We start from the raw sequence: 20,168 nt of genomic DNA on the forward strand, positions 1-20,168 counted from the left end.
GAAGCCATGAGCCGAGGAAAGCTGCCGCGACCCACGGATGCCGAGCTGGCCATCCTGCGGGTGCTGTGGGACGGAGGCGCGCGCACGGTGCGCGAGGTCCACGAGACGCTTCAGGACGGGGGCGGCTACACCACCGTCCTGAAGACGATGCAGATCATGACGGAGAAGGGGCTGGTGACGCGCGACGAGTCCCAGCGCGCGCACGTCTACAGCGCCCGGCTCCCCCGGGAGAGCACCCAGCAGCAGCTGGTCACCGACCTGGTGGACCGCGTGTTCGGCGGCTCCCCGGCGCGGCTCGCCCTGCAGGCCCTGTCCACGAAGAAGACGTCCCCGGAGGAGCTGGCGGAGCTGCGCCAGCTGCTGGATTCGCTCGAGAAGGAGTCGGAGTCATGAACGGTCTCATCCTGGAAGCGGTGGGTTGGGCGCTCGTGCATCTGGTGTGGCAGGGCGCGCTGGTGGCGGTGGCCCTGGCGCTGGCGCTCCGGTGGGTGGGGCGGCGTTCGGCGAACCTGCGCTACGCGCTGGCGTGCGGCGCGCTGGGCATCATGCTGGCGCTGCCGGTGGCCACCGCGTGGCGGCATGCCTCGCGCGCGGCGGAAGTCCGTCCGGTGGCGCGCACGGCGGTGTTCCCTCGGACCGTGGCGACCCTGCCGGAGACCCCGGTGTCCGTCGCGCTGACGCAGCTGCCCGCCTCGCGTCCCCTGTCCGTGAAGGAGACCGCGACGCTGCCCCGGCTGGACGGGATGTTCCAGCAGGTGGGCGAGCACCTGCCCTGGCTGGTGCTGGCGTGGGGGCTGGGCGTGGCGGCGTCGTCGCTGCGCCTGCTCAAGGGCTGGATGGGGCTGCGCCGGCAGGTGGACGAGGCGGTGCACGCGTCGTGGGAATGGCAGCAGCGGCTGGAGGTGCTGGCGCGGCGGCTGAACCTCACGCGTCCGGTGCGCCTGCTGGTGTCGTCGAAGCTGGACGTGCCGTCCACGCTGGGCTGGCTGAAGCCGGTGGTGCTGGTCCCCACCGCCACGCTCACCGGGCTGGCCGTGCGGGAGCTGGAGCTGGTGCTGGCCCACGAGCTGGCCCACATCCGCCGTCACGACTTCGCGGTGAACATGGTGCAGACGCTGGTGGAGACGCTGCTCTTCTACCACCCGGCCGTGTGGTGGATGTCCCAGGTCATCCGCGTGGAGCGGGAGAACTGCTGTGACGACCTCGCGGTGCGGCAGGGCCCCGGCGCCCTCCCCTACGCCCGAGCGCTCACCGCCCTGGAGGCGCTGCGGCTGCAGGGCATGGACACCAGCGGTCCCGCGATGTCCGCGCTGGGAGGTTCACTGAAGGACCGCGTGCGGCGGCTGGTGGTGGCGCCCGCGTCGCGGTGCTCGTCGCGCTGGGCGGCGGGGGTGTCCATCGTCACGCTGGCCAGCAGTCTGGCGCTGGCGGTGCCCCTGACGGCGCTCGCCGTGCAGCCCACGAAGGCGCAGGAGACGAAGGCCCTGGCGGCCCCGGCCGTGAGCGCCACGCCCCGTACCGATGCCGTCGCGTCCACGGGCCTGTCGCGCGCCGCTTCGATGACCAACCCGGTCGCCGCGCCCACGTCGCTCGCCGCCGCGAGGACGGCCCCTGAGCCCACTCAGGTCGCCGCTGCGCCCACGTCGCTCGCCGCCGCCGCAAGGACGGCCCTGGCACCTGCCCAGCTCGCGGTCCCCCAGCCGACGCTGCTCGCGGTCCTCGCGGCGCCCCCTCCTCCGCCCCCGGCGCCCGCGCCGGTCATCGCGCCTGCTCCGAACCCCGCGCCCTCCGCGAAGGAGAAGGCCCGCGCGGCGAGGAAGGAGTCGGACGATGCCGACGAGAAGACCCGCGTGGGCGTGGATCCGCTGAGCGTGGACCAGCTGGTCGCGCTGAAGATCGCGGGCGTCACCCCGGAGGTCGTCGAGCGCATCTCCGCCATGGGCTACGAGCCCACGGTGAACACGCTGGTGGGCTTCCAGCACGCCGGCATCACGCCGGAGTACGTGAAGTCCATGACGGACCGCTTCGGCCGCTCCATCCCCGCCGAGCAGCTGCTGTCCATGAAGCACCTGGGCGTCACGCCGGAGTGGCTGGGTCAGATGGCCGCCCTGGGCTTCGACAAGGAGGACTCCGACGACCTGCTGTCCGCGAAGGCGCTGGGCATCAACGCCGCGTGGCTCAACGAACTGAAGGCCGCGGGCTTCGGGAAGCTGAGCCTGGATGAAGCCGTGCAGCTCCGTGCGCTGGGTGTCGACTCCAGCTACCTGCGCGAGCTGGAAGGCGCGGGCGTGAAGCCCGCCACCGTGGATGAACTGGTGCGCCTGCGCACCGGCGGCGTGGACGCGGACTTCATCCGCCGCATGCAGAAGCTCCGGAAGTAACCCCTCCCTTCCTCTCCCATGTAGCCCCACCGCGCGCGCCATCCCGGGCGCGCGGAAGGGCCGCGCCTTGCCCGAAAAGGAGTCGCCGTCATGACGTCGCGCCTGTCTCCGTGGCTCACCCTGTTCGTGATGCTCCTCGCCCTCCCCGTCCTCGCCGCCGATGCTCAGCGCACCGGCACGTGGGGCGCGTACGTGAAGGAGCAGCAGTTGCAGTTGTCATTGCAGCCCAAGGACCGTCCTGATTCGCACCACGGCTTCTCCGCGCCGCTCACCGACTTCCAGGGGCTGTCCACGGCGGAAGGGAGCAGCGCCCCCTTCAAGCTGGTGCGCGAGGCGGGCACCTTCGACTTCGAGGGCCGCTTCAAGGACGGCCAGGGCGTGGGCACCTGGCGCTTCAGCCCGGATGCCAGCTTCACGAAGAAGCTGGCGGAGCTGGGCATTCCCAAGCCGGACGCGGACGAGCAATTCCTCCTGGCCAGCGTGAACGTCGGCCCGCAGCGCGTCCAGGCGCTCGCGGCCGTGGGCCAGAAGGTGACCACCGTGGAGGAGCTGGTCCAGGTGGGCATCTTCCGCGTCACCCCGGAGTACGTCCGGGCCATGGCCGCCGAGGGCTACCCGAAGCTGACGATCGAGCAGTTGGTGAGCAGCCGCATCCACAACGTCACGCCGGAGCGCATCCAGGGCCTCGCGGCGCTGGGGTTCAAGGGCCTGCCCCTGGACTCACTCCTGTCCATGAGCATCCACGGCGTGACGCCTGACTTCATCCGCGAGATGCGCGGCCTGGGCTTCAAGGACCTGAGCGCGGACGACCTGGTGTCCATGCGCATCCACGGCGTCACCGCCGCGTTCGTGAAGGAGATGCGCGACGCGGGCTACGAGAACGCCACCGCGGAAGACTTCGTCTCCCTGCGCATCCACGGCATCGACTCCGTCTTCGTCCGCTCCATGTCGAAGAAGCGCAAGTAGACAGCACCGGGGGCCTTGACGTTGGGAGCCTCAGGCCTTAACACTGAACCAAATGGTTCAGTCTCAAGCCGCCCTCGACCGTACGTTCGCGGCGCTGTCGGACCCGACGCGCCGGGCCATCCTCCTGCGACTGGGGGGAGGGACCGGCGCGTCCATCGGCAGCCTGTCCGAGCACTTCGAGATGACGCTCACGGGTTTCCAGAAGCACGTGCGCATCCTGGAGGAGGCGGGGCTCGTCACGACGGAGAAGGTCGGGCGGGTGCGCCACTGCAAGCTCGGGCCGAAGCGGCTGGAGGACGTGGCGAAGTGGATGGCCACGTACCGGACCATGCTGGAGCAGCGCCTGGACAACCTCGAGGACTTCCTCGAGCGCACGAAAGGAACGCCATGACGACCCAAGTCGCGAGTTCATCCCCCAAGGCCATCGTCACCCAGACCGCGGAGCGGGAGCTGCGCATCGAGCGCATCTTCAACGCGTCCCGCGAGCGGGTGTGGAAGGCGATGACCGACCCCGCGCTCGTCTCCCAGTGGTGGGGCCGGGGCAACAAGGTGGTCGTTGAGCGCATGGACCTTCAGCGCGGCGGCCACTGGCGCTTCGTCGAACACACTCCCGAAGGCACCCACGGCTTCGAGGGTCGCTACCGCGAGGTGACGCCCATGGAGCGCATCGAGCAGACCTTCGAGTGGGACGGCATGCCGGGCCACGTGACGGTGGAGACGATGACGCTGGAGGACCTGGGCGACGGGCGCACGAAGCTCGTCAACATCTCCCTGTTCCACACCGCGGAGGACCTCCAGGGCATGGTCGGCTCCGGCATGGAGCAGGGCCTCAACGAGAGCTACGCGGCGCTGGACAAGCTGCTCGCGCGGCCCAACTGAGGCAGGGCCCAAAGGGCGCCCAAGGTCCGCCCACGACACCCGCCGAACACGCAAAACACGATCAAGCCAATTTCACCGAAAGACACTTCGAAGGCTTGAATAACAAGGATATCACGTCGCCTCCCACCCTCGTTGGAGGCGAAAGATGCTCCCATCCCCGCGTTCCCGTTCCCGTGCGCTCGTCCGGACGTGTCTGGTGCTCCCCCTGTGCTCGCTGGCGGCCTGTGACGTCCGTGAGCCCCCTCCAGATACACGCGTCGCCGTCTCACGCGGCGCGGTCACCGGCGAGCTGGCCGCGACGCTCATCGACGACGGCGGCTTCAACTACCCCTGGCAGGTGAACGACGGCGATGACGCGTCGGGTGCGTGGGGCGCGGGCGACAACGCCTTTGTCGGCTACGACCTGGGGACGCTGAAGCAGGTGCGGGAGGTGTGGAGCCTGGGCGACCAGGCCTATCGCTTCCACGTCCAGCTCTTCGACGCGAGCTGGTCCCAGACGGGCTGGTACGACTGCGACGTCGACGGCAGCACCGTCCAGTGGAAGGGCTGCGACATCCCGGACACGAACGCGCGCTTCGTCTACGTGCGCTACCGCACGAACACCAGCGGCTCCTGGGTCCAGGAGGTGAACCTCCTGGGGGGCGCCGCGGGCACGGGTGAGCTGCCCATTCCCACGGGCGCCTTCCGGGGCACCTACTTCAGCGACCCGGACCTGACGACCCGGGCCTTCCAGCGCCAGGACGCCGCCATCCAGTTCTCCTGGGGGACGGGGAGCCCCGGCGCGGGCGTGGGCGTGGACGGCTTCAGCGTGCGCTGGGAGGGCGACTGGAGCTTCGCCAGCGCGGGCACGTACCGGTTCTCCACCACGTCCGACGACGGCAGCCGCGTCTATGTCGACGGGGCGCTCGTCGTGGACCACTGGGGCGACCACGGCGCGTCGACGCGGACCGGCGACGTCACGCTCACCGCCGGCACGCACCGCGTGAAGGTGGAGTACTACGAGGCCACGGGCGAGGCGTCCGCCCAGGTGGGCTGGACGTTGCAGTCCGGGAACACGCCCGGCGTGGGCGGCGTCCCCACCCCGCCCGCCGGCTGGGTGCTGGACCTCCAGGACGACTTCGACTCGCTGGACTGGAACAAGTGGAAGCAATGGCAGACGAACGTGCCGCTCAACCACACGGTCATGGTGATGAACACGCAGAGCCAGTGCGTGACGGTCAACGGTCAACTGGAGATGCGCGCCCGCAAGCGCGCTGACGGCTCGGGCGTCTGGGACGGCTGCTACCTGGACCAGGGCACGTGGTGGGACGCGCAGAACTTCCGTCCGGCGCATCCCGGCTACGCGGACTACCAGGTGTCGTTCAAGGCGGACCTGCCGCCGGGCATGGGCACGGGCATGTACTTCCTGATGTGGCCCGTCGCGGAGAGCTGGGGCGGGACGCCGTGGCCTCCGGAGCTGGACATCGTCGAGCTGCCCAACAACGACGGCACGAACGTGATGACCACGTGGCACTGGGACCCGGACAACAAGCAGTCAGAGGTCCGCCCCGCCGTGGACCGCCGCAATGGCAAGCAGTGGGTCTACACCGCGCGCCGCGTGGGCAATGACATCCGGATGTGGATTGGCGACCCGGCGACCAACGCCATCCGGGAGGTCCCGCTGCCAGCCGCGTTCTCCAACAACCCGGACTACAAGCGGATGCTCGTGGGCATGGCGAACTTCGTCGCGTCCACCTGGGCCCTCACCGGCAGCGGGTCCGCGTTCTGGTACGGCGACGCGAACGCCACGGGCGCCACCGCGTGGACCGCGTCCATCGACTACGTGAAGGTCTGGAAGCCGGGCCCGGGCATGAGCGGGCAGTAGGCCTTCTGTCCGGGCGCGGACGGCGCAGGGAGGGCCGTCCGCCCCTTTCACTCCGTCGTACCTTCCACCCGCTTTTCGGTGTATCCCTGGCTCCCCCTCAACGGGCTTCCCCCCTGCCCGGCCCATCAGGAGCGAGCCATGCATCACAGCCGACTCAGCACGTTCGTCATTGACTGCAAGGTTGAGGACTTCGACGCCGCCACCCGGTTCTGGAGCGCGGCGCTGGGGCGGGCGATGAAGCCGGTGGATCCGGACTCGCCCACCTACCGCGAGCTGGAGGCGAAGCCCGAGGAGCCGAGCCTCCTCATCCAGCAGGTGGAGCACGAGAGCCGCATCCACCTGGACATCGAATCGGATGACCTGGACGCGGAGGTGGAGCGGCTGGAGGCCCTGGGCGCCAGGCGCATCGCCTACGTGAAGCGCTGGTGGGTGATGGAGGCCCCCACCGGCCAGCGCTTCTGCATCGTCCGTCCGCAGCGCGGTCCCCTGGAGGGCCGCGCCAACGTGTGGGACGGCGAGGGCCGCTAGAAGCGCGCCCTACCCCGGGCCCAGCGCGGCCTGGAGCAGGTCCAGGAGCCCCGGCCACTCCTCCGCGGACAACCACAGCCCTTCCGGCGCGTGCTCCGCGGTCATCCGCAGGGAGGAGGACTCAAAGAGGCGGGACGCCAGCGCACCCTCCTTCGGCAGCGCCCCCTCCACCCGGAGCACCTGTCCGTCCCAGGCCAGTCCCGGCGGCAACAGCTTGCGCGCCAGGGCCTGGAGCGCGGCCTTCCCGGCCCCCGTGCGCAGCGCGCCCATCAGCAGCGATGACGCGCCGGGGGACTCCTCCAGCTCCACCCGGCCCGGCGTGGCCAGCCACAGCGTGTAGCGGCCCCCGGCCAGCTCCACGCGCTGGGGGGTGGTCTCCACCCGCAGCTTCCAGCCGCGCACGTCCAGCCGCAGGTCGTACACGGACGGAGTGCTGTCCCAGGTGCGCAGGGTGAGCCCCTTCACGCGGCCCAGCACGCCTCGCGACAGCGCCTCCACCCGCGCGTGCGACAGGCGCACCCGCCGGCCGCTCACGTCCACCGCCACCTGGTTGGACAGCCCCGCCGGCAGGGCCTTGGCCCACGTGACCACCCCGTCCAGCATCTCCGTCCACGGCTGCCCCGCCATCGCGCGTCACTCCCTGGGGGCCCGGCCGGGGCACCCGTCGGGTGCACAATGGGGGACGCGGGCCCCCCGTGCAAAGCTCACGCGCGGTGCTACGGTGCGCCCCGTGCCCCAGAGCGAGTCCCTGTCAGCGCGGGTAGAGCGGTTGGAGCTGCCCTTCAACGAATACGGTGTCGACCCCTACGGCATCTCCAAGAAGCACCTGAAGCTGGCGCTGGAGTTCTTCGCCTTCCTCTACCGGAACTACTTCCGGGTGCGTTGCACCGGCGTGCAGCACATCCCGAAGAAGGGCCGCGGCATGCTGGTGGGCAACCACTCCGGCGGCGTCGCGGTGGACGGGATGATGGTGCTCACCTCCACGATGCTGGAGATGGACCCGCCCCGGCTCGCGCAGGGCATGGTGGAGCGCTTCATCCACAAGTTCCCCGTGGCCTCGCTGTGGGCCAGCCGCACCGGCCAGTTCACCGGCCTGCCCGAGCACGCCGTGCGCCTGCTGGAGGACGACCGGCTCCTCATGATTTTTCCGGAGGGCGCCCGCGGCACCGCGAAGCTCTACCCGGACCGCTACTCGCTGGTGGACTTCGGCACGGGGTTCATCCGGCTGGCGCTCCAGACGCGCTCGCCCATCATCCCCTTCGCCTTCCTGGGCGGCGGCGCGGCCATCCCCACGGTCACCAACGCGTATGCGCTGGGCAAGCTCCTGGGCGTCCCGTACGTGCCGCTGACGCCGTACCTGCTGCCGCTGCCCCTGCCGGTGGGCCTGGAAATCCATTACGGCGAGCCGCTCGTCTTCGAAGGCACGGGCGACGAGGAGGACCACGTCATCCAGGGCTACGTGGACCAGGTGAGGGCGAGCATCCAGCGGCTCATCGAAGACAACCGCGCCGAGCGCAACCTGCGCCGGGCCCGGAGGCTGTTGCCATGAGGGTGTTGATCGCGGGCATCTCCGGCGGCATCGCGCGCAGGCTGGCGCTGAAGCTGCGCGACAGCGGCCATGAAGTCGCGGGCATCGACATCCGCCCGTGGCGGGACGCGCCCAAGGGCATCGACGTCCACCCGGTGGACATCCGCAAGCGCGCCGCCGAGGACGTCTTCCGCCGCTGGAAGCCGGAGGCCGTGATTCACATGGCCACGGTGACGGCGTTCACCGTGCAGGGCCACGAGCGCGGCCGCATCAACCTGGACGGCACCAAGGCGCTGTTCGACCACTGCGCGGCGCACGGCGTGAAGCAGGTGCTCTTCGTGGGACGGCACACGTTCTACGGCGCGGCGCCGGACTCGCCGCTGTACCACTCCGAGGACGAGCCCCCGCGCGCGCTGGAGGCCATCCCGGAGCTGGCGGACCTGGTGGCCGCGGACCTGTACGCGGCCACTGCGCTGTGGCGCCTGCCGGACGTCACCACCGCGGTGCTGCGGCTCGTGTACACGCTGGGCACGCCGGGCACGGGCACGCTCGCGAACCTGCTGCGCGGCAAGCGCGTGCCCATGGTGCTGGGCTACGACCCGCTCTTCCACGTGCTCCAGGAGGAGGACGTGGTGACGGCGCTGCAGCTGGCGCTGGAGAAGCAGGTGCGCGGCATCTTCAACGTCGCGGGGCCCGCGCCGGTGCCGCTGTCGGTCATCATCCGGGGCACGGGCCGCACGCCGGTGCCGCTGCCGTCGCCGGTGCTGTCGCTGCTGCTGGGCCGGGCGGGCTTCCCCCGGCTGTCCGTGGGGGCCACGGACCACCTGCGCTACCCCATCGTGGTGGACAACAAGCGCTTCCTGGAGGCCACGGGCTTCCAGGCCACCTACGACGAGGGCCGCATCCTGCGCGCCTACGCGGACGCGCTGCCGGTGGACCGGGCGGGCCATGGTGGCTGAGAGCGTGGGCGCGGCCCCCGTGGCCACGCCGGGCCTCCTGCGCAGGGTGGAGGCGGTGGTGTTCTTCACCGTGTTCCTGGACCTGGTGGGCTTCGGCATCGTCATCCCGATGCTGCCCTTCTACGTGCAGTCCATGGGCGGCTCGGCGCGCACGGTGGGCATCCTCCTGGGGTGCTTCAGCTTCACGCAGCTGCTCGCCACGCCGCTGCTCGGGCGCTATTCGGACCGGCACGGACGGCGGTCCGTCATCCTCCTGAGCCTGCTGGCGAACGCGGTGGCGATGGCGCTGTTCGCGCTGGCCAGCCACCAACTGATGCTGCCGCTGCTGTTCGCGTCTCGCATCCTGGCGGGGGCGACGTCCGGCAACATCGCCGCGTGTCAGGCGGCGCTCGCGGACGTGACGACGAAGGAGACGCGCGCCCGGGCCATGGGCCGCATCGGCGCGGGCATTGGCCTGGGCATGGTGCTGGGACCCACGTTGGGCGGCCTGTTCTCCGGCCTGGGCGCGTGGGTGCCGCCGCTGCTCGCCGGAGGCCTGGCGCTGGTGGGCTTCGTGGCCGCGTTCTTCGCGATGCCGGAGACGCACCCGGTGGAGAAGCGCGTGGCGGCGAAATCCCAGACGCGCTGGTCCGCGTTGCAGGACTCGCCGCAGCGCAAGGCATTGGGATTGGTGCTGGGGTTGTTCTTCGCGGTGTTCCTGTCCATGACCACGCTCCAGGTGGCGTTCGCGCTGCTGGTACAGGCGCGGCTGGGCTGGGGCTCCAAGGAGGTGGGCTACACCTTCGCGGTCGTGGGTGGCCTGGGCATGGTCATCCAGGGCGGGCTGATTGGTCCTCTGTCGCGCGCGGCGGGTGAGTTCCGGCTGATGATCTGCGGAGCGCTCCTGCTCGCGGGCGGCATGGCGGGGCTCGCGGCGTCGTGGCAGGCGATTCCGATGATGGTCTCCGTGGTGCTGGTGGGCGTGGGCATGGGATTCCTGCAGCCGTTGATTTCCAGCCAGGCCTCACAGGTGGCCCCGCCGTCGCAGCAGGGCGCCGTGCTGGGTCTGGCGCAGTCGTGCGGTGGGCTGGCCCGCACGGTAGGGCCGGTGGCGAGCGGCTGGATGTATGCGTCATGGAGCACCCAGGCCCCCTTCCTGACGGGCATGCTTTCAGCGCTCGCGGCGGCCGGATTGGGACTGCTTCTCCATCGGGAAACCGGCGACGACGCAGGGCGCTAAAGCCTTTCAGACCCACCCGGGTCCCTTCCTTCCCGGAATGCCATACCTCCTTTGGGGGGCTTGTCTTCACCCGACCCGTGGGAGCAGTCTTTTGCTCACGAGGGGCGGTGAAGCCATCACTCCCGGGGGGTAGTGCTTGCCATTGGCGGGTGAAGTCGCGCTGCTGGATGCATTGGACCGCCAGGCCCGGCGCCGGGAGGAAGGCATCGCGACCCTGAGCGTGTTGGAGGGACCGGAGGCTCTGGGGGAGACCCTCTGGAACCAATGGGCCGCGAGGCACGGGCTGACGGTGGTGGAGGTGTCTGGGGAGGACCCGCAGGAGGCGGCGCTGGGCTGGGCCCGGGCGCTGGCGGCGACCCGGGACCTGGGGGCGGACGCGGAGGCGCTGGCGGCGTTCAGCCTGACGGCGGCGAATCCCAGACACACGCCGGTGTTCAGGGGAAAGACAGCGCATGAGCGGCGGGTGTTGCTGGACGCGCTGCCGCCGCCCGCGATGTTGGCGGACGCCACGTGGGCGCTGTGCCGGGAGTTGGTGATTGGGCGGGAGGCGGTGGAGCCGGGAGCGCTCCCGAATGCCGTGCGCACGGCGTTCGCGAAGAACCTGGGCGCGGGGCTGCGGGCGCTGCACGCGCTGCTTCCGCCCGGGAAGGCCCCGGTGGTGCGAATGGCGGTGGGGGAGGCGCCATCGTACCGGGGGCTCCAGGTGGCGGGGGTGTTGAGCAACGCGGTGCCGGCGCTCCCGGTGGCGTGCGTGGTGTCCAGCGAGGCGCTGGGGGCGTTCCTGGCGGGCGGGGAGACGCGGCTGAAGGCGCTGGTGCGCGAGGGCGTGGTGGAGGTGCCCGCGGAGCCCTCCGAGGCCGCGAGCGCGGTGGCGACGCTCCGGAAGCTGGAGCGCGCGGGTGCGCCCGAGAAGCAGCGGGTGAGCGCCGCCGAGGTGGCGTTGGCGGTGCTGACGGGCGCGGGCGAGGCGGGCGCGGACCGGGCGCGGAGCAAGGCGGAGGCGTACCTGCGCGACCGGCTGGAGGAGCACCCACGCACGGCGGGCCTCTTCGAGCTCAACGCCCGGCTGCGCCCCGAGGACAAGCGCAGCTGGGAGGTGGACCTGCTGTGCCGCCCGCTGCGCATCGCGGTGGAGATCGACGGCTACCACCACTTCCAGGATCCGGAGCGGTTCCGCCGCGACCGGCGCAAGGACCTGGACCTGCAGCGCGAGGGCTACTGGGTGTACCGGCTGCTCGCGACGGACGTGCTGTCCCAGCTGGAGCACATCCTCCACACCCTCGACACGTTGATTGAAGCCCGCGGGCGCGAGCCTGGCGGGCGGGAGCCACGACATGGACACCGACACTCCTGACACCCGGCTTCAGGGCCTGGCCCTGGCCTGGCTGGCGACGCGCTCCGAGAAGAAGGCCGGCACGCGCAACGAGCTGGCGAAGACGCTGCACGCGTTCGTGGAGCACCGCTGGAGCCGAGGCGAATGGAACGGCCGGTTCGACGCGCTGCTGACGGAGCTGCTGGAGGACAAGCAGGTGGAGGCCCGGGGCCGTTCGGGGCTGGCGTTGACGGGGGCAGGCCGTCAGCAGGCGTTGAAGTTCCTGCGGGTGGATTCCCCCAAGGGGCTCACGTGGAAGCGCGTGAAGCAGCAGCACCTGCTGGCGAAGGGGCTGGGCCTGCCGGCCTCCAAGCCCGCGCTGGGGCGCTTATCGGACGCGGACGGCGTGCGGGCCCTGGTGCTCAAGCGGGCGCACAAGGTGGAGGGGCCGGAGACGCCGACGCTGGCGCAGGTGCGCGACCGGCTGCTGTGGCGGCAGCTGGGCGTGGAGACGGACGAGGCGTTCTCTCTGCGCGCGGTGCAGGCGCACTTGTTGGGCCAGCTGCTGGGCCAGGAGGTCCGCGACCCGAAGCGCGGCGTGGAGCAGTTGGCCGCCCGCGCGGTGGGAGCGCCGCGGGTGGACGCGGAGGTGGTGCGGATGGCGGCGCTGCGGGAGTGGGTGCTGGCGGAGGCGGAGAAGGTTTCCGCGCCCAGGCCGAAGCTCGTGGAGGCGGCCGTGAAGCTCGCACCCAAGGTGCCGCCCACGGAGACGGTGTCTTTCGCCCGGCGGGTGCTGGACGCGGCGAAGGCCGTGCCCCCCACGGGCCGCTTCGGTGACAACAAGGTCTTCATCTCCCACGTGTGGAAGGCGTTGCAGCCGGAGTGGGCGGACCGCCCGGCGTTCAACGAGGCGCTGCTCGCGGCCAACCGCGCGCAGCACCTGTCCCTGGGACGCGCGGACCTGCTGGCGGCCATGAACCCCCAGGACATCACCGAGTCCGAAGTGCGTGCCGTCGGCGCCAGCTTCCACTTCGTCATCCTCTAAGCGGAACCCGTTCTCAGGAGCCTCCCCATGTCCAAAGACGCCCGGCTGAAAGCGTTCCTGTCCGATGGCCCCGAGATCTTCAACAGCGTCCAGCAGGGCCAGACGCTGTGGAAGCGGGACCCATTCGACGTGCCCTCCATCAATGCCCCCGCGCGTGTGGCATTCGAGCGGCTCGTGAAGCGCGCCACCGCGCAGACGCCGCCGGAGGACGGGAGGATCCTCCTCTTGAAGGGGGACTCCGGCAGCGGAAAGACGCACCTGGTGCGCGCCTTCCGCAACAGCGTGCACGAGAGCGGCAGGGGCTACGTCGGGTATCTGCCCATGACCGTCGATGTGACGCACTACGACCGGTACATCCTGTCGGAAGTCATCGACTCGCTGGAGAAGCCGTACGACCACGGCCACGTCGAGGACACGGGGTTGATGCTGTTGTCCGAAGCCGTGCTCAAGCGCTGCACGAACATCTTCGCGGCCCACATCCCGGACGAGGACGTGCTGGACGACGAGGAGCTGCACGGCAACATCCGCGCGGTCGCGGACGACCTGCACGCGGACCCTGCGTTCCGGAACATCGACGTCAACCTGCTGCGCGCCCTGCTCTGCCTCCAGCGCCGCGAGGCCCGCTTCCACCACCGCATCGTCCAGTGGCTGCGCTGCGAGGAGATGTCACCGGAGGACCGGGCCATCATCGGCAACCTGGTGCCTCGCAACACCGAGGAGTCCCCCAGCCGGATGCTCATCCAGTTGGGTCAGCTGATGGGCATCTTCGGCAAGGCGATGGTCCTCTGCGTCGACCAGGTGGAGGACATGCTCGACTTCGAGCAGAGGCCCCAGATGGAGCCCTCGTTCCGCCGCGCGATGAGCACGCTGGTGGCGCTGGCGGCCCAGGTGCCCTCGGCCATCGTGGTGGTCTGCTGTCTCTCCGACTTCTGGGTCGCGACGCGTTCGCATCTCAACCGCGCGATGCTCGACCGCATCGAGCGCAACCCCGAGCCCGTGGACCTGGAGCTCAACGTCACCGCGCAGACGGGGCGCGACATCGCGGCCCGCCGGTTGAAGTCCCTGTACGAACAGCAGGGCATCGCGTTCAACCCGTCCCAGCCCACCTACCCCATTCCGCCCCAGGGCTTCGAGTTGCTGAGCGGACAGCGGACGCGCGACATCCTGAACGCCTGCCACCGCTACCGGGAACAGGCCATCCAGGACGGCAAGCTGCCGGCGGCGTTCCCCCTGCCGGAGAAGCGTCAGCCTCCCCAGACGAAAGTCACCGCCGTCCCGCAGACGCCTCCTGCGCCGGACCTGGATCAGGCCTGGACGGACTTCAAAGCGAAGTTCAAGGAGCGCGTGCCAGAAGAGGATGCGGATATCGCGGCGCTGCTCGACTGGGGCATCCAGGTGAGCTCGGAGGAATTGGGAGGCGCCACCCGCTTCCTGGTGGAACCCTGCGGGGAGGACGCGCTCGACGTCACGATCCAGCCAGGAAACACCCATCTGTACGTCGCGATCTGCAACACCACCTCGCGAGGTGGACACCTGGCGAGGCAGATGGAGGGCGCCATCAAGGCCGCGAAGAAGAGCCTGCCGGTGCTGGTGCGCTCCACGGAGTTCCCCGGAGGACTGGGCACGCTCGTGGCGGACCAGACCGCGGTGCTCCACCGTAAGGGCGGGAGACGGGCGGTGGTGGGGCCCAGCGACCTGCGGGAGTTGCTCGCGTTGAAGGCGTTCCGCAAGCAGCACGACGAAACCGCGTTCCTCGGATGGAGCCGCGTGGCCCGTCCGGTGACACGGCTCCAGGGAATCACGGACCTGCTGGCCCTGGAGAAGTACGTGCCTTCGGCCGCAGGCGCCGTCGCGTCCGCCACGCCCGGGTCCAGCAAGGCTGGTACTTCGAGTGAGGCCTCCGTGACGGACGGGGTCAACGAATGGGAAGTGACTCCTGCGGGCCACATCCTGCCGCACACGGAAGAGAAGCCGACTCCCACGGCCCTTCCTGAAGAAGTGCCCAGGAACCCGAAGAAGAGCGAAGGGATCAAAGGGCCGAAGAACGAAGAAGGCCCCAAGGGCCAGATGCGCGTGGGCGTCTCCGAAGGCGTCTTCGCCAACACCGTCTTCGTCCAGGCGGATGAGCTGAACAAGCACAGCGCCTTCCTCGGCGGTCCTGGCAGCGGCAAGACGACGCTCGCCTTGAACCTCATCGAGCAGCTGGTGATCCAGGGCGTCCCCGCCATCCTCGTGGACCGCAAGGGTGACCTCGCCGCGTATGCGCGCGACGAGTCGTGGGACGAGGAGCTGGACGACCCGATGATGGTCGAGCGCCGCAAGCAACTGCGAGAGCGCGTGGAGGTGGCGCTCTACACGCCGGGCCGTTCGGACGGACGCCCGCTGTCGATCCCGGTGGTGCCCCGGGGGCTCGACAAGCTCTCTCCCGAGGAGCGCGATCAAATCCTCCAGCAGGCGGCGGACGCCCTCTCCTCCATGCTGGAGTACAAGAGCAGCCCCCGGGACAGGGCCGCGAAGGCCCTGCTGGCCCTGGCGCTGCGCCTGTTGGTGCAGCGTCCGTCCGGCAAGGAGATCACCCTGGACCTCATCCAGCGCTTCGTCGCCGCGCAGGACATGACGCTCGTCCAGGAGGCGCACGGGCTGGATGACAGGGTCTTCGTCAAGCTTGCCCAGGACCTGGCGACGCTGCGACTCAACGCGCAGGCGCTGCTCTCCAACACCGGGGAGAAGCTCGACATGAACGAGCTGCTGGGCCTGGGGGCCGCGAAGGTGCCGGGCAAGACACGGCTCACCATCATCAGCACCAAGTTCCTGGGCGGCCTGCACAGCTCGCTGTTCTGGGTGTCACAACTGCTGGTGGAGGCCAATCGCTGGGCCAGCCAGCACCCGTCGCCCAGGCTCCAGGCGGTCCTCCTCTTCGACGAGGCAGACATCTACCTGCCCGCGGTCGGCATCCCCGCCACGAAGCAGCCCATGGAGAACCTGCTCCGGCGAGCGCGTTCGGCCGGCGTCGGCGTGATGCTCGCGACGCAGAGCCCGGGCGACCTGGACTACAAGTGCCGCGACAACGTGCGCGCCTGGTTCGCGGGCCGCGTGAAGGAAGAGACCGCGCTCCGCAAGCTCAAGCCGATGTTCGCGGAGGCGCGCGTGGACGCATCGGTTCGCCTCCCGGCGCAGAAGACAGGTCAATTCCATGTCCTGCGTGAGGGGCAGGTCGAACAGCTCAAGGCGGACCGGAACATCATCAAGACAGAGCAACTGTCCGAGGAGGAGATCCTCCAGCTCGCGCACCGCTCCGGGGAGCAGGGCATCCGCAACGCGGGGTGAGTCCACTCGGGTCGTGCACCCAACACAACCCAGGCATTTGAGAGCCTTTGCGCCCACCCATGGAATTTCGCGCAAGGCCAACGTGGCACCATGGCCAGGCAACTCCCCCTCTCTCCTGGAGACACCATGCGCCGTTCATTGATGCTGGGCCTTGCCGTCATCGGAGTTCAGTTCGGCTGTGGAATGGAAGAAGCCGAACAGCGCGCGACCTCCGAGCTGGCGGCGCGCGAGGACGCGCTCTACCGCTGCACGACCGACTCCTTGACCATCTATTACAGCGACGCCACGTACACGACGGAGGTCGGCTCGGATCGGTGCTTCTGCGGCAGGACTCCCCTGCGCACGGGCCAGATGACCGGGTACGCGCTCATCGGATTCAGTGAGGACTGCCCCGGGCTCGCGCCGGCGGCCCCGTAACTCCAGACACGCGAGCCCGCGGGCAGGGGGGCGCTCCCCTTCCATTGTCCGGGCTGGCCCACGAGCGGGGAGCCGTCCTCGCGCGGCTTCGCGCGGCCGTGACTCCCATACTTCCTTCTGGTGTCTTTCATGAGGGGGAGTGGAGGAATGGCCGTGAGACAGGGCCAGGAACGGACCCCGCCCGGGCGCCCCGCGTCCGAGGCTCCCTCATCCATCCAGGCCCTCGACGCCCTGGAGCGCATCTCGGACGCGGTCTTCGCGCTCGACCGCTCCTGGCGCTTCACCTACCTCAACACGAGCAGCGAGTGGCTGCTTCGACGCCCGCGTGCGGAGCTCCTCGGGCGCAACGTGTGGGAGGCGTTCCCCGAGGCGCGCGGCTCCATGTTCGAGCAGGAGTACCAGAGGGCGCTCGCCGAGCAGGTCCATGTCGCGTTCGAGTCCTACTACGAACCCCTCGATGCCTGGCTGGACGTGCGGGCGTACCCTTCCTCGGGAGGCCTCACCGTCAGCTTCCGGGACGTCAGTCCCCGCAAACGCGCCGAACATGCGAGGCATGAGTCGGAGAAGTTCCTGCGCTCCACGCTCGACTCGCTGTCCACGCACATCGCCATCCTGGATGGCCGGGGCGCCATCATCGCCGTCAACGCCGCATGGAAGCGCTTCGCGCGCGAAAACGGCTGCGCGGACGAGGACGGCCGCTGCGGCGTGGGCGCGAACTACCTGAAGGTGACGGAAGCCGCGCACGGCGCGAACGCCAAGGAAGCGGCCGCCGTGGCTCAAGGCATCCGCGACATCCTCGCCGGTCGCAGCGAGTCGTTCCTCCTGGACTACCCGTGCCACGAGCCCGGAGGAGGCAAGCGGCGCTGGTTCCTGCTGCGCGCCACGCGCTTCGTCGGGTCGGGACCGCTGCGCGTGGTGATGGCCCACGAGGACATCACTGCCCGCTACGAAGCCGACGAGGCGCGCAACCGGCTGGTTCGGGAAGAGGCCGCCCGCGAGGAGGCGGAGGCCGGGCGCGAACGGCTGAACGCGGTGCTCGAGCGCATCACCGACGGCTTCGCCGCGTTCGACCGGGACGGACGCTTCACCTATGTGAACCGGCCCGCGGAAGCCCACTTCGGCCTCAAGCGCGAGGTGCTGCTGGGACGGCGGCTGGAGGAGGTCTTCTCCGGCAACCATGGCTCGGCCATGGCCGCCCTGGTGCGCCGGGCGACGGCGGCGCAGCTCCCCGTGGAGGAGGAGCAACCCTCGCTCGTGGACAGCCGCTGGCTGCGCGTCGTGGCGTACCCGTCCCCGGAGGGACTCTCCGTCTACTTCCGCGACATCACCGAGAAGCGGCGCGTCGAATTGTGGGGCCGCTTCCTCTCCGACATGGGCGCCGCCAGCACGCGCTCCCTGGACTGCGGGGAGGTGGTCCGCACCGTGGTGACGCTCGCGGTGCCCACGCTCGCGGACGGCTGCGCCATCGCCACGCAGGGCGGCTGCCTCGAGGAGGGGGCCTCCTCCGAGGTCGCCGCCGGGACGCGCGAACTGGCGGACGCGCTGCGAGCGGCGTGTGCCCCCGGGGCCGAGACCGCCTTGGGGCGGACCGTGGCGCAGGCGCTGCGCACGGGGTCGGGGGTGCTCCTGCCGGGCCCCTCCGCGGACAGCCCCGGAGTGGAGTCCGCGGTGGCCGTGTCGCTGGCCCTCCAGGACCACTCCCTGGGGGTGCTGCTGCTGGTGTCCTCGCACACGGGCCTGCGTTACGGCAAGGAGAGCCTCCCCCTCGTGGAGGAGCTGGCGCGGCGGACCGCGCTGGCGCTGGAGAACGCGCGGCTGTACCGCACCGCGAAGCAGGCCGTCGCCGCGCGCGACGAGACGCTGGGCATCGTCTCCCATGACCTGCGCGCGCCGCTGAACACCATCACCCTCTTGTCCCGCTCCGCGGAGCGCAGCCTGGTGCGGACGCACGAAGAGGCGAATGCCACGGAGGCCCTGCGCAAGGTCCGCCTCGTGGTGGGCAACATGGAGGGGCTCATCGACGACCTGCTGGAGGTGGCGCGGGTGGAGTCGGGGCACACGACGCTGGACGTGGAGCCGCTGGACGTGCCCCGGCTGCTCCACCAGGTGCAGGCCTTGAACGAGCTGTTGGTGGCGGACAAGGCGCTGCGGCTCGAAGTGGAGTCCGAGCCGGATCTCCCGCGGGTGCGCGCGGACCGGGCGCGCCTGGTGCGCGTCTTCCAGAACCTGGTGGGCAACGCCATCCGCTTCACCCCGGCCGGGGGCCACATCCTCCTGAAGGCCGAGCGCCGGGAGGACCAGGTGTGCTTCCGCGTGGAGGACTCGGGGCCGGGCATCGACACGCAATCCCTGCCCCACGTGTTCGACCGCTTCTGGCAGGCCATCCACACGCGCAAGGCGGGCGCCGGCTTGGGGCTCGCCATCGTCAAGGGGCTGGTGGAGGCCCACGGCGGCCGCGTCTGGGTGGAGAGCCAGCCAGGCCGCGGCACCGCGTTCTTCTTCACGCTGCCCGGCATCCCGGCGGCCTCCGCGAGCCCTCCGCTCGGCGGCGCAGCCAGCCCGTGACGCCACTCGCCGGGCGCTCGCGCGGGTCTAGTATGAGGCCATGCACCCGCAGACCGTCTCCGTCGATGGTGTCGTCCAGCGCTGGGAGGACCTGCGCCTGCACGACTTCTCCCAGGGTTTCTTCTTCGGCGCGGGCTTCTTCACCACCTTCCGCATCGACGCCGGGCAGCCGAGGTTCCTCGCGCGGCACCTGTCCCGCCTGCGTGGAAGCCTGGACGCGTTCTCCACGGCGGTGCGCGCTCCGGCTCCCGCGCTCCTCCGCGAGGACGCCGTACGGGAAGCCCTGCGCCGCTGTCTCACCGCGGATGCGGCGATGGGGCCCCGCTTCACCGGCGTGGGCAAGCTCGCGGTCAGCGACGGACACGTGCTGTGCACCTTCCGTCCCTTCCCCACGGAGCTCGAAGCCCTGCACCGGCAGGGCCGCGAACTGGAGGGCGTGGAGGCCGGGGCCTACCGGCGCGCGGAGCGTACGGTGAACCACAAGGGCCTGGCCTACTTCCGTCAGCACGCGCTCATGCCGTGGATGCCCGTGCTCACCAACGAGGCGGCGGAGGTCTGCGAGCTGCCCACCGCCAACCTCTTCGTGCAGCTGGACGGCGCGCTCGTCACCCCGCCGCTGTCCGCGCCGTGCCTGCCGGGCATCGCGCGCGCGGTGCTGCTGGCCATGGCGTCCGTGGACGGCCTGCCGGTGGTGGAGCGCGTGCTGCCGCTCGCGGACCTGTCCCGGGCGCAGGCGTGTTTCTACAGCAACGCGGTGGCGCTGGCCGTGGGTGTCCCGAGGCTGCTGGGCCGGGAGCTCCCTGACAGCCTGAGGCTCGCGGAGCGGGCCCGCGCCGCGCTCGATGCCCGGGCCATTCGCGAGGGCTGAGCGGCCAGCCGGGCAGGCGCTGGACATGGCAAACGCCCCGTCCGCCCCCATCTTGGGAGGACATCGGAGGACTTCCTCCAACGACAGGGGGCTCGACATGGAGACGAAGAAGCCAGACGAGAAGCAGGTCCAGCGACAGGGCATGAGCGAGGACGAGAACCTGCGGCACAAGGGCGGTGGGCGCGAGTCCGAAGCGGACCGGCACGCGGGCCCGAAGCCCGAGGGCAACGGCGGCACGGGGCAGCCCGCGGCGTTCCCGGAGCACAACTGACACCGGGCGCGTCACCGCGTTTCACGCGACGGCTCGAAG

Annotated in this window: 18 protein-coding genes; 17 read left to right on the plus strand and 1 reads right to left on the minus strand. The window is 70.4% G+C overall.

Annotated features, from left to right (window positions below):
• Positions 1 to 6 precede the first annotated feature (6 nt).
• The 7 genes from D7X30_RS23560 to D7X30_RS23590 all read left to right on the plus strand — a co-directional run bounded on the left by D7X30_RS23560 (position 7) and on the right by D7X30_RS23590 (position 6,618).
• Positions 7 to 393: a BlaI/MecI/CopY family transcriptional regulator gene (locus tag D7X30_RS23560; RefSeq protein ID WP_120565186.1), complete on the plus strand. Its 387-nt coding sequence runs from the start codon at positions 7 to 9 to the stop codon at positions 391 to 393.
• Positions 390 to 2,381, plus strand: a complete 1,992-nt coding sequence (locus D7X30_RS43640) for a M56 family metallopeptidase (protein WP_120565187.1) — start codon at positions 390 to 392, stop codon at positions 2,379 to 2,381. The genes D7X30_RS23560 and D7X30_RS43640 overlap by 4 nt, the downstream gene beginning before the upstream one ends.
• Before the next feature lie 90 nt (positions 2,382 to 2,471).
• A complete protein-coding gene (locus D7X30_RS23570; RefSeq protein WP_120565188.1) occupies positions 2,472 to 3,347 on the plus strand; it encodes a 4-hydroxy-3-methylbut-2-enyl diphosphate reductase in 876 nt (291 codons plus the stop codon).
• Between the two features lie 52 nt (positions 3,348 to 3,399).
• Positions 3,400 to 3,738, plus strand: coding sequence for a helix-turn-helix transcriptional regulator (locus D7X30_RS23575; protein ID WP_120565189.1), 339 nt, complete (start codon positions 3,400 to 3,402; stop codon positions 3,736 to 3,738).
• Positions 3,735 to 4,226 carry an SRPBCC family protein gene (locus tag D7X30_RS23580; RefSeq protein WP_120565190.1) on the plus strand — a complete coding sequence of 164 codons (492 nt, stop codon included), beginning with the start codon at positions 3,735 to 3,737 and terminating at the stop codon, positions 4,224 to 4,226. Before D7X30_RS23575 ends, D7X30_RS23580 begins: the two co-directional genes overlap by 4 nt.
• A gap of 145 nt (positions 4,227 to 4,371) precedes the next feature.
• Positions 4,372 to 6,090, plus strand: coding sequence for a PA14 domain-containing protein (locus tag D7X30_RS23585; protein WP_120565191.1), 1,719 nt, complete (start codon positions 4,372 to 4,374; stop codon positions 6,088 to 6,090).
• A 138-nt stretch (positions 6,091 to 6,228) separates the two neighbouring features.
• On the plus strand, positions 6,229 to 6,618 hold the full coding sequence (locus D7X30_RS23590; RefSeq protein WP_120565192.1) for a VOC family protein: 390 nt from the start codon (positions 6,229 to 6,231) through the stop codon (positions 6,616 to 6,618).
• Between the two features lie 9 nt (positions 6,619 to 6,627).
• Here D7X30_RS23590 and D7X30_RS23595 read toward each other — a convergent pair whose 3' ends face one another.
• The gene (locus D7X30_RS23595; protein WP_120565193.1) at positions 6,628 to 7,245 is read right to left on the minus strand and encodes a hypothetical protein; all 618 of its coding nucleotides are present in this window, start codon (positions 7,243 to 7,245) and stop codon (positions 6,628 to 6,630) included.
• A gap of 94 nt (positions 7,246 to 7,339) precedes the next feature.
• On the opposite strand from D7X30_RS23595, the gene D7X30_RS23600 reads away from it, so the two are divergent.
• From D7X30_RS23600 to D7X30_RS42375, 10 genes are all read left to right on the plus strand, one after another.
• Positions 7,340 to 8,167 (plus strand): lysophospholipid acyltransferase family protein, encoded by an 828-nt coding sequence (locus D7X30_RS23600; RefSeq protein WP_120565194.1) that lies wholly within the window; start codon positions 7,340 to 7,342, stop codon positions 8,165 to 8,167.
• Positions 8,164 to 9,105 carry an NAD-dependent epimerase/dehydratase family protein gene (locus D7X30_RS23605; RefSeq protein ID WP_120565195.1) on the plus strand — a complete coding sequence of 314 codons (942 nt, stop codon included), beginning with the start codon at positions 8,164 to 8,166 and terminating at the stop codon, positions 9,103 to 9,105. The genes D7X30_RS23600 and D7X30_RS23605 overlap by 4 nt, the downstream gene beginning before the upstream one ends.
• Positions 9,095 to 10,324, plus strand: a complete 1,230-nt coding sequence (locus tag D7X30_RS23610) for an MFS transporter (RefSeq protein WP_120565196.1) — start codon at positions 9,095 to 9,097, stop codon at positions 10,322 to 10,324. The genes D7X30_RS23605 and D7X30_RS23610 overlap by 11 nt, the downstream gene beginning before the upstream one ends.
• A 142-nt stretch (positions 10,325 to 10,466) precedes the next feature.
• Positions 10,467 to 11,678 (plus strand): endonuclease domain-containing protein, encoded by a 1,212-nt coding sequence (locus D7X30_RS43450; RefSeq protein ID WP_158619347.1) that lies wholly within the window; start codon positions 10,467 to 10,469, stop codon positions 11,676 to 11,678.
• Complete coding sequence (locus D7X30_RS23625) at positions 11,659 to 12,681, plus strand: hypothetical protein (protein ID WP_120565277.1); 1,023 nt, start codon at positions 11,659 to 11,661, stop codon at positions 12,679 to 12,681. The genes D7X30_RS43450 and D7X30_RS23625 overlap by 20 nt, the downstream gene beginning before the upstream one ends.
• A gap of 27 nt (positions 12,682 to 12,708) precedes the next feature.
• The gene (locus D7X30_RS23630; protein ID WP_120565199.1) at positions 12,709 to 16,008 is read left to right on the plus strand and encodes an ATP-binding protein; all 3,300 of its coding nucleotides are present in this window, start codon (positions 12,709 to 12,711) and stop codon (positions 16,006 to 16,008) included.
• Positions 16,009 to 16,134: 126 nt separating this feature from the next.
• Entirely contained in the window at positions 16,135 to 16,425 is a 291-nt protein-coding gene (locus tag D7X30_RS23635) for a hypothetical protein (protein WP_147443287.1), read from the plus strand.
• Between the two features lie 147 nt (positions 16,426 to 16,572).
• Positions 16,573 to 18,990, plus strand: coding sequence for a PAS domain-containing protein (locus tag D7X30_RS23640; protein WP_158619349.1), 2,418 nt, complete (start codon positions 16,573 to 16,575; stop codon positions 18,988 to 18,990).
• Positions 18,991 to 19,030: 40 nt separating this feature from the next.
• On the plus strand, positions 19,031 to 19,858 hold the full coding sequence (locus D7X30_RS23645; protein ID WP_120565202.1) for an aminotransferase class IV: 828 nt from the start codon (positions 19,031 to 19,033) through the stop codon (positions 19,856 to 19,858).
• A 97-nt stretch (positions 19,859 to 19,955) separates the two neighbouring features.
• On the plus strand, positions 19,956 to 20,129 hold the full coding sequence (locus D7X30_RS42375; protein ID WP_014394505.1) for a hypothetical protein: 174 nt from the start codon (positions 19,956 to 19,958) through the stop codon (positions 20,127 to 20,129).
• Positions 20,130 to 20,168 lie beyond the last annotated feature (39 nt).

The sequence above is a fragment of the Corallococcus sp. AB011P genome (genome assembly GCF_003611605.1).
GTDB lineage: Bacteria > Myxococcota > Myxococcia > Myxococcales > Myxococcaceae > Corallococcus > Corallococcus coralloides.